This window comes from Candidatus Lernaella stagnicola, assembly GCA_030765525.1.
GTDB lineage: Bacteria > Lernaellota > Lernaellaia > Lernaellales > Lernaellaceae > Lernaella > Lernaella stagnicola.
Window position 1 is genome coordinate 114,338 of record JAVCCK010000007.1, and the last position, 13,248, is coordinate 127,585.

General features: G+C 58.9%; 12 protein-coding genes and 1 tRNA gene. All 13 read left to right on the forward strand.

From position 1 onward, the window contains the following. Positions 1 to 5: 5 nt before the first annotated feature. The 13 genes from guaB (at position 6) to rplT (ending at position 13,241) form a co-directional block, all read left to right on the forward strand. A complete protein-coding gene (gene guaB / locus P9L99_03050; GenBank protein MDP8222312.1) occupies positions 6 to 1,466 on the forward strand; it encodes an IMP dehydrogenase in 1,461 nt (486 codons plus the stop codon). 39 nt (positions 1,467 to 1,505) lie between these two features. Continuing rightward, positions 1,506 to 3,062 carry a glutamine-hydrolyzing GMP synthase gene (gene guaA / locus P9L99_03055; GenBank protein MDP8222313.1) on the forward strand — a complete coding sequence of 519 codons (1,557 nt, stop codon included), beginning with the start codon at positions 1,506 to 1,508 and terminating at the stop codon, positions 3,060 to 3,062. 1 nt (position 3,063) lies between these two features. Further along, complete coding sequence (dnaE, locus tag P9L99_03060) at positions 3,064 to 6,543, forward strand: DNA polymerase III subunit alpha (GenBank protein MDP8222314.1); 3,480 nt, start codon at positions 3,064 to 3,066, stop codon at positions 6,541 to 6,543. 38 nt (positions 6,544 to 6,581) lie between these two features. Continuing rightward, a complete protein-coding gene (hfq, locus tag P9L99_03065) occupies positions 6,582 to 6,818 on the forward strand; it encodes an RNA chaperone Hfq (protein ID MDP8222315.1) in 237 nt (78 codons plus the stop codon). Beyond that, the gene (gene hflX, locus P9L99_03070; protein MDP8222316.1) at positions 6,766 to 8,118 is read left to right on the forward strand and encodes a GTPase HflX; all 1,353 of its coding nucleotides are present in this window, start codon (positions 6,766 to 6,768) and stop codon (positions 8,116 to 8,118) included. Before hfq ends, hflX begins: the two co-directional genes overlap by 53 nt. Beyond that, complete coding sequence (locus P9L99_03075) at positions 8,115 to 9,230, forward strand: hypothetical protein (protein MDP8222317.1); 1,116 nt, start codon at positions 8,115 to 8,117, stop codon at positions 9,228 to 9,230. The genes hflX and P9L99_03075 overlap by 4 nt, the downstream gene beginning before the upstream one ends. Then, a complete protein-coding gene (locus P9L99_03080; GenBank protein ID MDP8222318.1) occupies positions 9,227 to 9,565 on the forward strand; it encodes a hypothetical protein in 339 nt (112 codons plus the stop codon). Before P9L99_03075 ends, P9L99_03080 begins: the two co-directional genes overlap by 4 nt. A gap of 6 nt (positions 9,566 to 9,571) precedes the next feature. Then, positions 9,572 to 10,681 carry an AI-2E family transporter gene (locus P9L99_03085; protein MDP8222319.1) on the forward strand — a complete coding sequence of 370 codons (1,110 nt, stop codon included), beginning with the start codon at positions 9,572 to 9,574 and terminating at the stop codon, positions 10,679 to 10,681. Continuing rightward, a complete protein-coding gene (locus P9L99_03090; GenBank protein ID MDP8222320.1) occupies positions 10,668 to 11,567 on the forward strand; it encodes a phosphodiester glycosidase family protein in 900 nt (299 codons plus the stop codon). The genes P9L99_03085 and P9L99_03090 overlap by 14 nt, the downstream gene beginning before the upstream one ends. An 86-nt stretch (positions 11,568 to 11,653) precedes the next feature. Continuing rightward, positions 11,654 to 11,726, forward strand: a tRNA-Val gene (locus P9L99_03095). 237 nt (positions 11,727 to 11,963) lie between these two features. Continuing rightward, on the forward strand, positions 11,964 to 12,554 hold the full coding sequence (gene infC / locus P9L99_03100; GenBank protein ID MDP8222321.1) for a translation initiation factor IF-3: 591 nt from the start codon (positions 11,964 to 11,966) through the stop codon (positions 12,552 to 12,554). A gap of 90 nt (positions 12,555 to 12,644) precedes the next feature. After that, positions 12,645 to 12,839, forward strand: a complete 195-nt coding sequence (rpmI, locus tag P9L99_03105) for a 50S ribosomal protein L35 (protein MDP8222322.1) — start codon at positions 12,645 to 12,647, stop codon at positions 12,837 to 12,839. Positions 12,840 to 12,887: 48 nt separating this feature from the next. Beyond that, positions 12,888 to 13,241 (forward strand): 50S ribosomal protein L20, encoded by a 354-nt coding sequence (gene rplT, locus P9L99_03110; GenBank protein ID MDP8222323.1) that lies wholly within the window; start codon positions 12,888 to 12,890, stop codon positions 13,239 to 13,241. Positions 13,242 to 13,248: the final 7 nt, after the last annotated feature.

A 13,248-nucleotide genomic window follows, 5' to 3' on the forward strand; every position in this document is an offset into this window, starting at 1 on the left:
TCTCGATGCTGAACCCAAATCCAAAAGAAGCGTTAACGTTTGAAGATGTATTGCTGGTGCCGGCGCAGAGTTCGGTCCTGCCCAGCCAGGTCGATCTGCGTACGCAACTCACCAGAACACTGACACTCAACATTCCGCTTCTTTCCGCGGCGATGGACACGGTGACCGAAGTCGCCACAGCCATTGCCGTGGCGCAAGAGGGCGGCATGGGGGTCCTTCACAAGAACCTGGGAGTTGAGGGCCAGGCGGGCATGGTGGACAAGGTCAAGAAAGCGCGTTCGGCATTGGTGGCCGACCCCATCACTTTGCCTCCCAACGCGACCATTCGTCAGGCGTTGGAGAACACCCGGAAATTCGGCATTTCCGGCGTGCCGGTGATTGATAACGGCAAGCTCGTGGGCATCATCACCCACCGGGACCTGCGTTTCGTGACCGAGTTGGACGCCCCGGTTTCCAAGTTCATGACCACCAAGCTCGTCACCGTCCCGGAAGGAACCGACCCGGAAGAAGCCAAGCGAATCATGCACAGCCACCGCATCGAAAAGTTGCTCGTGGTGGACGAAAACAACCTGCTCAAGGCCCTGATGACGATCAAGGACATCGTCAACGCCGAGATGCACCCTCACGCCTGCACCGACGAGCGCGGTCGCTTGCGGGTCGGCGCCGCGATCGGCGTCGAGGAAGAAGACCGGGAACGCACCGTCGCGTTACTGGAAAAAGGCGTCGACGTCTTGTGTGTCGACACCGCCCACGGACATCACGCCAACGTGATTCGTATGGTCGCGTGGCTGAAGAAACACTATCCCGAATGCCAAGTGATCGCCGGAAACGTCGCAACGGCCGAGGCAACCGTCGCTTTGATCAAAGCCGGCGCCGATGCCGTCAAAGTCGGCATGGGACCGGGCAGTATTTGCACCACGCGCATTGTCAGCGGCGTGGGCATGCCGCAAATCACCGCCATCGACGCCTGCGCGCGGGCTGCGGCGGAATACGGCGTGCCGATCATTGCCGACGGCGGCGTTAAATACTCGGGCGACGTATCCAAAGCCATCGCCGCGGGCGCGCACTGCGTGATGATCGGCTCACTCTTTGCCGGCACGGAGGAAGCGCCGGGAGAGACGATCCTCTATCAGGGCCGGACGTACAAATACTACCGCGGCATGGGCAGCCTCGGCGCGATGACCAAGGGCAGCAAAGCGCGCTACTTCCAACAAGACGTGGAGTCGGCGCAGAAGCTCGTGCCCGAGGGCATTGAGGGGCGCGTGCCCTACCGCGGTGCTATCGGCCAGGTGATTTACCAATTGATCGGCGGCTTGCGCAGCGGCATGGGCTATACCGGATGCGCCACCATCGACGAACTCCGAACCAATGCGAAATTCGTACGCGTGACCAATGCCGGGCTGCGTGAGGGCCACGTACACGACGTGATCATCACGAAAGAGGCGCCGAACTACCAAATCGGTTAGGCGACACGCACCACTTTTCTCGTCTGGATGAAAAAAACGATGGCAACCGATATTCACAGCGAAAAAATCCTGATTTTGGATTTCGGTTCGCAAGTGACAATGCTCATCGCGCGTCGCATCCGCGAACTCTCGGTCTATTGTGAAATTCATCCGTGCACGATGGCGGCGGAGGACATCGAAGCTTTCCAACCCAGGGGCATCGTGTTGTCCGGTGGACCAGCCAGCGCTTACCAAGACGATGCGCCGACGTGCGACGACATCGTATTCCACCTGGGCGTGCCGGTACTCGGCATTTGTTACGGCATGCAGCTTATGGCGCAGCGCCTTGGCGGCCGGGTCGGCGGGGCGACCGAACGAGAATACGGGCGCACGGAAATGACCATAAGCGACGACCGAGACCTCTTCGCCGGCTTCGAAGTGGGCGCCGAAACCATCGTGTGGATGAGTCACGGCGACCGTGTAGAACAGTTTCCCGGCGGATTCGAAACGATTGCCTCCTCGACCAACGCCCCCTACGCCGCGGTGGCCGATCGCGAACGACGCTTTTTCGGCGTGCAATTCCATCCGGAAGTGCATCACACGCTGCGCGGCAAGGAAATATTGGCCAACTTCGTCTACGACATCTGCCGCTGCAAGCCGTTGTGGACGATGGCGAATTTCATTGAGTCGACCGTGCGCGACGTGCGCGAGCGGGTGGGCGATCAGCGGGTCATCCTCGGCCTCTCCGGTGGCGTGGATTCCTCGGTTGTGGCCGCGCTGCTGCACAAGGCGATTGGCGACCAATTGACCTGTATCTTCGTCAACAACGGCGTGCTGCGCAAAGGCGAGGCGCAACAAGTGCGGCACGTTTTCGCCAAACACTTCGGCATGAACCTGGTGTACGTCGACGCGTCGGCCCGCTTTCTGGAAAACCTCGCCGGTGTGGAAGAGCCGGAACAGAAGCGGAAAATTATCGGCAACGAATTCATTTACCTGTTCGAGGAGGAAGCCCGGAAAATCCCCGACGTCCGCTATCTGGCGCAGGGTACGTTGTATCCCGACGTGATCGAATCGATTAGCACGCGCGGCCCCTCGGCGACGATAAAAAGCCACCACAACGTCGGCGGCCTGCCGGAAAAAATGAACCTGGAACTGATCGAACCGCTGCGCGAATTGTTCAAAGACGAAGTGCGACACGTCGGCCGCGAACTCGGCCTGCCCGTCGATGTGGTCGGCCGTCACCCCTTCCCGGGGCCGGGCCTTGCCGTGCGCATCCTGGGCGAAGTCACCGCCGAGCGTGTGCGGGTGCTCCAGGAAGCGGACGCGATTTTCATCGAGGAACTCCGCGCGGCGAATCTGTACGATGCCATCTGGCAGGCGCTGGCCGTGCTCCTACCGGTCAAAAGCGTCGGCGTTATGGGCGACGAACGCACCTACGAAAACACCTGCGCCCTGCGCGCCGTGCACAGCACCGACGGCATGACCGCCGATTGGGTCCACATCCCCTACGAAGTCCTCGGGCGCGTATCCAACCGCATCATCAACGAAGTCAAGGGAATCAATCGTGTGGTGTACGACGTTTCGTCCAAGCCACCCAGCACGATTGAATGGGAATAATATGAGTGCCGAATTCGTTCACCTGCATGTCCACACGGCGTATTCGCTCTTGGACGGCGCGATCAAAATCGATGAGCTTTTCACCAAAGCGAAAAACGACGGCCAGCCCGCGGCGGCGATCACCGATCACGGCAATATGCACGGCGTCGTCTCCTTCTACAAAGCCGGGAAAGCGGCGGGCGTTAAGCCGTTGATCGGTTGCGAAGTGTACGTTGCGCACGGCGACCACACCGACTTGTCGCGCAACCAGCCGCGGCCTTACCACCAGGTTCTGTTGTGCGAAAACGCGACCGGCTACCAAAACCTGCTGCACATCGTCAACGCGGCGCAATTGGAGGGCAAGACTCCCGGTCTGTTCGGGCGGCCCCGCGCCGATCGGAAACTGTTGGCCGCGCACAGCGAAGGCTTGATCGCGCTGTCGTCCTGCCTCGCGGGCCTGTTGCCGCGCACCTTGCAGGATTACGGCTATGAAAAAGCGCGGGAGGTCGTCGATTGGTACCGCCAGGTATACGGCGACCGCTTCTACCTCGAAATTCAGGAAAACGGGATACCCGAACAGGGAACCGTCAACGAACAACTTCTGAAGCTCGCCGGTGAATTCGGCTTGCCCGTCGTCGCCACGTGCGACGCCCATTACCTCAATCAGGAGCATCACAAAAGTCACGAGATCCTGCTCTGTATTCAAACCGGCTCGTCCATCCAAGACGAAAACCGCTTTCGCTTTAACACCGACCAGGTGTACTTCCGCGAGCGCGCCGAAATGACCGAGCTGTTCCGCCATTACCCCGAGGCGTTGAAAAACACCCTCGAAGTGGCCGAACGATGCAACTTCGATATGGTCCTGTCCGACCCGATTTTCCCCTCCTACGAAACGCCGCCGGGCGAAACCTTGGAGTCGGTCTTCGAAAAGGCGGCCCGCGCCGGACTCCAAAAACGACTCAAGGCGTTAAAACAGGAGCGAAAGAGGGCGGGCGAGGGCGGTCCGTGGAAACAAGTTGAAGTCGCATACGGCAAGCGGCTCGAAACCGAAATGGAGCTGATCCGCGACAAGGGATTCGCCGGCTATTTTCTCATCGTGCAAGACTTCATCCGCTGGGCGCGGGAGCAGCGAATTCCGGTGGGACCCGGCCGGGGCAGCGCCGCGGGATCGCTCGTGTCCTACTCGTTGGGCATCACCAACATCGACCCGATAACCTACGGCTTGCTTTTCGAACGCTTTCTCAATCCCCAACGGCAGGACAATCCCGACATCGACGTCGACTTCTGCGCCGAGGGTCGCGACCGCGTGATCCGCTATGTCTCGGAAAAATACGGCGAGGATTGCGTCGCGCAAATCGCCAGCTTCGGTAAAATGAAAGCCCGCATGGTCGTGCGCGACGTCGGCCGCGCCATGGGCTATTCCTTCGGCGAAGTCGACGCCATCGTGCGCATGATCCCCACCGATCTGAAGATGACGCTCGCGATTGCCGAGCAAGAACCCGATCTGGCCCGCCTGTTGCGCGAAGGGCATTGGATCAAAGACCTTTGGCCGCACGCCAAGGCGCTGGAGGGATTGCTGCGCCACGCGTCGACCCACGCCGCCGGTGTCGTGATTTCCGATAAGCCGCTGAGCGATATCGTGCCGCTCATGCGCGATAAGGACGGCAAGATTATTTGCCAGTTCGACAAGATCGACGTCGAGGAAGTGGGCCTCGTCAAGTTCGACTTCCTGGGCCTCAAAACGCTGACGGTCATGGACAAAGCGCTGAAAATCATCGAAGAGGTTTTCGGCAAGCACATCGACCTCGACGCGATCCCCATGGACGACCCCAAACCCTATGAACTGTTGGGTCGCGGGCTCTCCAACGGCGTGTTCCAATTTGAATCGTCGGGCATGAAAGAACTGCTCGTGCGCATCCAGCCCAGTTCCATCGAAGACCTCACGGCGATTGCGGCGCTCTATCGCCCCGGGCCGCTGGGCACCGGCATGGTCGACCAGTTCATCGCGCGCAAAAAAGGCGAGGAAAAGGTCAGCTATCCCTTGCCGGAACTGGAACCGATTCTCAAGCCGACCTACGGCATGATCGTTTACCAGGAGCAGGTTCAGCAGATCGCGAACCTGATTGGCGCGATGAGTCTGGGAGAGGCCGACTTGCTGCGACGCGCGATGTCGAGAAAACAAGTCGAAGAAATGCCTGTCTTCAAAAAGAAATTCCTCAGAGGCGCGAAGAAACAGCAATTGACCGAACGCATCGTCGAGGATATCTGGGACCAAATGGAGAAGTTCGCCGAGTACGGCTTCAACAAAAGTCATTCGGCGGCCTATGCCGTGGTGGCGTACCAGACGGCGTACCTCAAGGCGTATTATCCGGCGGCGTTCATCGCGGCGTTGATGTCCATGGAAAAAGACGATTCCGACAAAATCATGGCCAAAATCGCCGAGTGCCGCGACCTGGATATCGAAGTGCTGCCCCCGGATGTTAACGAAAGCGCCGTGGACTTCACCGTCACCGGAGAAGCACATATCCGCTTCGGCTTGGCGGCGGTGAAAAACGTTGGTGAGGGCGCCGTCAAGAGTGTTTTGGTCGCTCGAGTGGATGGCGGCCCCTTCCGTTCGCTGCACGATTTCTGCGACCGCGTGGATGTTCGCAAGCTCAACCGGCGCGTGGTGGAGAGCCTCATCAAGTGCGGCGCGTTCGACACCATCGAGCGTAACCGCGCGGCGCTTATGGCCGCGCTGGATGCAGCCATGGACTCGGCGGCGCGGGCGCAATCGGACCGCGAGGCCGGCCAAACAAGTCTATTCGGTACCTTGGACGGCGGCGACGTTACGGCCCCCCAATTGCCGAAAACCGCCCCCTGGAATCACGAACAAGAGTTGGGTTTTGAAAAGGACGTACTCGGCTTCTTTATTTCCGGGCATCCGTTGGACGAATACCGCAATATCGCCGCGACTTTCACCACGCACAACGCGACCCGACTAAAAGAGGAAACGACCAGCCGAGACGTGCGCATTGCCGCGCTGATCACCAGCTTCAAGAAAAGCTTGACGAAGAAAGGTAAGCCCTATGCCCGGGGTGTGGCCGAGGACCAAACCGCGCCCTTCCAGTTCACCATGTTTTCCGAAGCGCTGGAAAAATCAGCCGTAGCGTTGGACAACCCGGAAAAACCCATGCTGTTTTTCGGCCGTGTGGAAGTGCGCGACGGCGGCAGCGCGTTGCGGGTTGATCGGATAATTCCTCTTGAGAATGCGGCGGAAGTGTGCAGTAATGAAGTGCACATTTATTTACGGAGTGTCGGACTGCTTAAATCGCACATGCAGCGTTTATCGGAATGCATGAAGCGGCATCCGGGTTCGTGTCGGGGTTTTGTTCATCTGGAAATACCCGACCGTAGTGAAGCGATTTTTGCGTTGCCGAAAACCGTTGGACTGCAAGTCTCCGATTCCTTGGCCGAGGAAATCGGCGTGATTTTCGGCCCCGGCAAGGTCACATTTCAATGACGGGCCGCCGGCCCGTATGCATTTAGGGGGAATTACCCATGATAAACAAAAAAATACGCATCAACGTTCAGGATCAGTTCATCAATTCCATGCGAAAAGAACGTGTCCCGGTTACCGTTGAATTGATTACCGGCGAAAAACTGGACGGGTTAATCAAGAGCTTCGACAATTACTGTGTGGTCGTCGAGGCCGAACGGTTACATCTCATCTACAAGCATGCCATTGCCAACATCAACATCGACAAAACGATCAAAGTCGGCTTCATGGCCGGTTGAAGAGGCCCGGCGACTGACCGGTAATGACGACGCGGACGGTCCGCGCGCCTTACTCGTCGGTTGCCGCGTTCGCTCTGAAGATCGTGACATTGTAGCCGAATCACTCACCGAACTTGCACGGCTGGTCGATACCGCCGGCGCGATCGAGGTCGGCTGCGTCAAATGCGAAGTCAAACGACCCGTACCGGCCACTTTCGTCGGCCGGGGCGCTATCGATCGCATTGCCAAACAACTCGCCGAATTGGACGTGCCGGTCCGTTGCGTCGTCTTCGATGTCGACTTGACGGCCACCCAGCAACGCAATTTGGAAAGTCGCCTCGAGGTGATGGTCATCGACCGCACCGGCATTATCCTGGACATCTTCGCCAAGCGGGCGCAAACCCGAGAAGGCAAACTGCAGGTCGAGTTGGCCCAATACCAATATTTACTGCCGCGGCTGCGCGGCTTGTGGACCCACCTGTCGCGGCAGGGCGCGGGCATCGGCACGCGCGGCCCCGGCGAAACCGACCTGGAAATCGATCGTCGCCGCATTCGCCAGCGGATCGCCGGTTTGAAAAAAAAGTTGGAGAAGGTTCGGATGACCCGTGAATTGCACCGCTCCGAACGCCGAAAAAGCCAGGTGCAGACCGTGGCGCTCGTCGGTTACACCAACGCCGGTAAGTCGACGCTGCTCAACGCCTGCACCGACGCCGACGTGCTGATCGAAGACCGCCTCTTTGCCACCCTCGACCCCACGGCGAGGGAAATCGCGCTGCCCGGTAATGTCAAAGCGGTGATGGTCGATACCGTCGGCTTCATTCAGCGCCTGCCGCACCAACTCGTCGAAAGTTTCAAGGCCACCTTGGAGGAAGTCACGCTGGCCGACTTGATCGTGCACGTGGTGGACGCGTCGCATCCGCGCATGGAACAGCAGGTCGGCGCCGTGGCCGAGGTGTTGCACGAAATCGGCGCGACCGATCAGGCGATGGTCTATGTGTTCAACAAAGCCGATCTCGTGATTCAGAAACCCTGGTTGGATCGCCTCGTCGCCGCGCATCAGCCCGCGGTGGCCGTCAGCGCCCGGGACGGCTCGAATCTCGACGATTTCCGCAACCAACTGGCACTCACGTTGGGGCGTCACCGGCGGCGAGCCGTGTTCCGTGTTCCCTTGGCCAGGCCGGACGTGCTGCATATCCTGCGCACGCGGGCCGAAGTGATAGCCGACGACATCGACGGACAGCACGTCGTGTTGACGTTGCGGATCGGCGAACGCCTAGCCGGGCGGTGGCGGGAGTTTCGCATAGAGGAGAACGGAAGTTGAAGCGCGCGATAGTCATCTTGCTCATGCTTGCCGCGGCCGCGACGGTCTTTGCGGCGGAATTGGCGCTGTTTGTCGGCCGGGCGGAAATCGAGCTGGACGAACGAAATACCGAGGCCGCGCGGCGCCAAGCCAAAAAAGATGCGTTGGCCGACGCGTTGCAAAAAGCCATTGACCAGTTCGTGCCGCCCGAAGAAGCCAAGCTGAAAAAGAAACAGATCGAACGGCAAATCCTGCGCAAGCCCGCCCTTTACGTCGTGAGTTACTCCGTCCTGGACGAGCAAACCGAACCGGCCGTATATCGACTCGCGATCGAAGCGAGGATCCGTATCGACAGCTTGAAAGAAGCCGTGGCGGCGATTCAGATCGCGCCACCAAGCCGGGCGCAAAAGCCGCCGCTCACGGTTCTCGTTTTTCGACAATTCGGCGACGGCTACGCCTACGTTCCCGACTTGGACAACCCACTGCGCGAACGCTTCGAGCTGGCCGGGCAGCCGGTGGCGTCCACGGCGACCGCCGAGAGTTTTCTGGGCTCCCCGTCGTTCGTAAAGGCCGTCAACCTCGAAGCCTACGGTGATCTGACTCAGGTGGCCACGGCCCAAGGACTGCGCTTGCTCGTCATGATTGAGCTGCGCAATGATACCCCTGAGGATCAAGTCGAAGACGCTTGCGATCAACAAGCGTTTGTGAAGATCGTTGACGCGCCGGCCAAGGCCATGATCGCGTCGTTGAAATATCGTTACCCGAGCAAAAAAGCCTGCACTTCGCTCGACGAAATCGCCGCGCGCGACCTGTTCGCCGCGGTAACCGACGCGCTGGCGAAACACGGTAGGCTGGATGATGCCGGCAAGGCGGAAATCGCCATTGAGTTTATCGGCGTGAGAGACTACGCCCAAATGTTGGAATTGCAGGCGTTGATTCGCAATCGCGCCTACGTGCAACAGGCCGAGTTGGATTCCTTCGAACCCGGCGGGCGCGTTCGATTTCGCGTCGTGTACGGCGGGACGATTAAGCAACTTGCCGGGGACCTCTTGTCGGCGCGCGCCGCGACGTGCAAACTGTCGGCGTCTGGGCAAAGCGGTAATTTGATTCAATTCAACGTGGAGACGCGATGAAGCGCTTTTTTCTGATTCTTATTTTGGTCGCCTTCCTCGGCGGCTGCGCCACGCCACTGGCAAGAATTAACGGCAACGCTCCCACGAAGCCGGTCTTTCTGTCGGTGGTACCCGAAGACGCGAAAGTCTTCCTCGACGGAATGTACGTCGGGCGGGCGAAACGGTTTACCGAGGAAAGAGGCGGCCTGCCGCTGACGGCCGGCGCCCATCGCCTGCGTCTAGAGGCCGAAGAATTTCTCAACGAATCGATTGTGTTGACCGCGGAGCAGGGCACGCAGAAAATCGAAATTCGCATGCTGCCCCGACCGGTGCCGCCGCCCGAATCGGAGGGCTAACGCGACATGGGTTTCCTCAAGGACGTGTGGGCCAACAAATGGGTTAAGCTGGCGGTACTTAGCGCCGGCTTGTTCGTCCTGGGATATTTCGTGTTCCGCCTCTCCACGATTCTCACCGCACTGGCGATTTCCTGGGTGCTTGCCTATATCTGCGACCCCGTCGTCGATTTCATGGAAGCGCGCCGCATACCCCGAACCGCCGGCGTCGTCATCCTCGCCGTGGTGCTTGCGATGGTCGTGGTGGCGATCAATCTCGTTCTGGTGCCGGTGGCGGTAAACGAATTTCGCGAGTTGGGCCGAAACATGCCCGACTACGGCACCCTGCTTACCGAGCGTTGGTTACCCGGCCTTGAGAATACGCTGGGCATTGATTTGCCCCGCACCGAGCAGGAAATCCGTCAGTTCTTCACCGATCATCGCGATACCGTCAACCAAGTCGCCGAAGCGATTCGCTCCCCACTGACCGACTTCGCGAAAAACGCGCTGTCCAGCGTCATGGCCTTTGTGATCGGCTTACTGACGCTCGTGGTGATCCCGGTGGCGTGGTTTTTTCTGCTGCGCGATATTGACCGTATCAACAGCGGCATCGCTTCATTGGTACCCGCGCGAAGGCGGGAAGGTTTCGTCACCTTCATGAAGGAAGTGGACGGGATCGTCTCGAACTTCCTGCGCGGGCAATTCACCGTCGCGTTGATTCTCGCGGCGCTCTATTCACTCGGACTGTGGCTGATTGCCGACGTGCCGCTGGGCTTGGTGATCGGCGTCACGGCCGGGGTCGTTTCCATCGTGCCCTATCTGGGCGTTGTGCTGGGAATCATCCCGGCGTTGATCATGGCCTTCCTGCAGCACCAGGATATCAAGCACCCGCTGCTCGTCATCGCCGTATTCGCCGGCGCCCAGGCGTTGGAAGGCAACGTGATCACCCCGAAAATTATCGGCGACAAGCTGGGCTTGCACCCCGTGACGATCATTTTCGCCTTGCTCGTCGGGGCCGAATTGCTTGGCGTGTTCGGTATGTTGATCGCCATTCCCGTCGCGGCGGTCCTGCAGGTTTTGATGGTGAGATACATCCAGCGCTACAAGCAGGGAGAATTCTTCAACCGTGGCCCGCGGTGAGCGCCGCCGCCGGATCCGTTTCGGACCCCCGATTCTGCTCGGGATCATCCTCGTAGGTGTGTTTCTCTTCGTCACCAAACCTCAATGGCTCGTCGGCCTGGTCACCCAATACGTCGAAGAACGTCGCCAAGACAATCGCCCCTTAGTTAACTCCGAAGTCGGCAAATGGAAAGAACTCGAGCCCGGACTCGATTACCGCCGCGTGCGACTTCGCCGGCAGGGCGGTTTGTTTACCGGTTTCCATTTGGCCATGGTGCGCGTGAATCCCGCTCTCCTCGACATTCGCATCGTCTTTGTTCCCAGTGAGAAACTGCCCTTGGAAAATATGTCCGCCGTCGCTCAGCGTACCGGTGCGGTCGCGCTCATGAACGCCAGCTACTTCGAGGCCGACATGAAGGTTATGGGCCTGCTTGTTTCCGGGGGGAAAGTACTCTCACCCTTGCGACAGGGTGGGCGGGTCCATCACGGCGTGTTCTTTGTGCGCGGGCGCAAAGCCTATTTGAAGCATCGGTCCAACGTCAATCCCGCGGCGATGGACGAGGCCTTCCAAGCCGGCCCCTGGCTCGTAACCGACGGTAAGCCGCGCCTGCGTTTTCGCAACGCCGACGTGGTCACTCGGCGTTCCGTGCTCGGCGTCGATGCCAAGGGACGTGTCGTGTTCGCGGCGACCGATGCGATTCTCGGCGGGCTGACCTTGCCCGAATTGGCCGGGCTCCTGGGCGGCCCCGAACCCGAGGGGCTGGAAATGTGGAGGGTTATCAATTGCGACGGCGGCACCAGCACGCAAATGATGCTGCGCCATCGTCGCAAAAGCCTGACGATTCGCTCCAGCATTCACGTTCCGGTCTACCTCGGCGTATTCCCGCGGAAAAAGAAAACTGAATGAACAACGTTGCCCCTTTGTTTTCGCGGTGTTATTATATTTTCCACTTGACAGGCAGCCGCGTGCGAACTAAAAGGCTCTTTCCGCAGAGGCACGTAGCTCAGAGGCTAGAGCACTACCCTGACGCGGTAGGGGCCGTGGGTTCGAGTCCCACCGTGCCTAGCGAGAAGAAAACCGGCCGTAAATGCCGGTGGAATGTGGACAAGGGTTCGCCAAACAGGCGGGGCCGAAGGGCCCAAGTCGGCGCAAGCGCGCCGCACCTCGATCCCGGGAAAAATGCAAAGTTGTGTTTGTTTTCCCTGTACGGGACGGGCGTCTGTTGGCTGTGGCCACGGCGCCCTTGCTGTTTAATGTCAATCCCTCTCGTGGTTTGGAGTTGGCCGGCGATTCGTTCGACGGTTGAGGTCGGCCGGGAGGGGGGCACAAGAAGGGAGTTCGATCATACGCAGACGACCACGTAGAGGGATTCCGGTTCGGACCGAGCCGGCCCACCGTATCAACGAACGAATTCGTCACAGCCAGGTTCTCGTCATCGATGACGAAGGCGAAACATTGGGCGTGATGGATCCGCGTGACGGTATCGAGATTGCTCTGGAAAAGGGCTTGGACCTGGTGGAAGTAGCGCCAAACGGCAAACCGCCCGTATGCAAAATCATGGATTACGGCCGGTTCAAGTACCAGCAGGAGAAAAAAGCCCAAGAATCCAAAAAGCACGCGACTGTCATACAGTTGAAAGAAATCAAAATGCGCCCAAAAACCGGCGAACACGATTATCAGTTCAAGCTGAAGAAAATTCGCCAGTTTTTGGAAAAAGGAATGAAAGTCAAAGCAACGATCATGTTCCGTGGCCGCGAAGTAGTCCACTCCGGACTGGGTCGCTCGATTCTGTTACGCATCGCCGAGGACGTCACCGATGTGGGCGAGGTGGAGCGTGCCCCCAAGATGGAAGGCCGGAACATGTTTCTGATCCTCGCTTCGAAACAGAAGTAGAAAAAACACGCCACCACATGGCATTCCCGAACGCCGCGCGCGAAGGCGGAGCGGTGGCGGCGGTGTATTCGTGTTGAAAGGAGTTTGCCGATGCCGAAAATGAAAACCAACCGGGGAGCGGCGAAGCGATTCAAAGTCACTGGTTCCGGGCGGATCAAGCGGGGGCACAGCCACCGCAGTCATATCTTGACTAAGAAGTCGACCAAGCGGAAACGCAAGCTGCGTCAAAACAGCGAAATCGACAAAGCGGATGTCAAGAACGTGCGCAAGATGCTCAACATCTAACGACCCATTGATTCGCTCGTTACGGGTACGTAGGAAAGGAGGCGCAATATGCCACGCGTAAAAGGTGGGTACAAAACTCACCGCCGTCATAAAAAAGTCCTTGCGCAGGCCAAAGGCTTCAAGCAAGGACGCCGCAAGTTGTTCAAAACGGCCAAGGAATCGGTCTTTCGTTCCTTGGCGTATCAATACCGCGATCGCCGGACCAAGAAACGGGACTTCCGGCGCTTGTGGATCGTGCGGATCAACGCCGCCGCCCATGAGCACGGTATGTCCTATTCGCGCTTGATCCATTGCATGAAGCAAGCGGGAATCGAAATCGACCGCAAGGTCCTTTCCGATATGGCCGTGCATGATCCCGAAGCCTTCGGCAAGGTCGTCGAACTGGCCAAGGCGCAAGCCTAAGGAAGCG

What these genes read in the sequence shown, in the direction of transcription:
- guaB (MDP8222312.1), top strand. Translation starts at nt 6, where the DNA reads ATGCTGAACCCAAATCCAAAAGAAGCGTTAACGTTTGAAGATGTATTG.
- guaA (MDP8222313.1), top strand. Translation starts at nt 1,506, where the DNA reads ATGGCAACCGATATTCACAGCGAAAAAATCCTGATTTTGGATTTCGGT.
- dnaE (MDP8222314.1), top strand. Translation starts at nt 3,064, where the DNA reads ATGAGTGCCGAATTCGTTCACCTGCATGTCCACACGGCGTATTCGCTC.
- hfq (MDP8222315.1), top strand. Translation starts at nt 6,582, where the DNA reads ATGATAAACAAAAAAATACGCATCAACGTTCAGGATCAGTTCATCAAT.
- P9L99_03080 (MDP8222318.1), top strand. Translation starts at nt 9,227, where the DNA reads ATGAAGCGCTTTTTTCTGATTCTTATTTTGGTCGCCTTCCTCGGCGGC.
- P9L99_03085 (MDP8222319.1), top strand. Translation starts at nt 9,572, where the DNA reads ATGGGTTTCCTCAAGGACGTGTGGGCCAACAAATGGGTTAAGCTGGCG.
- rpmI (MDP8222322.1), top strand. Translation starts at nt 12,645, where the DNA reads ATGCCGAAAATGAAAACCAACCGGGGAGCGGCGAAGCGATTCAAAGTC.
- rplT (MDP8222323.1), top strand. Translation starts at nt 12,888, where the DNA reads ATGCCACGCGTAAAAGGTGGGTACAAAACTCACCGCCGTCATAAAAAA.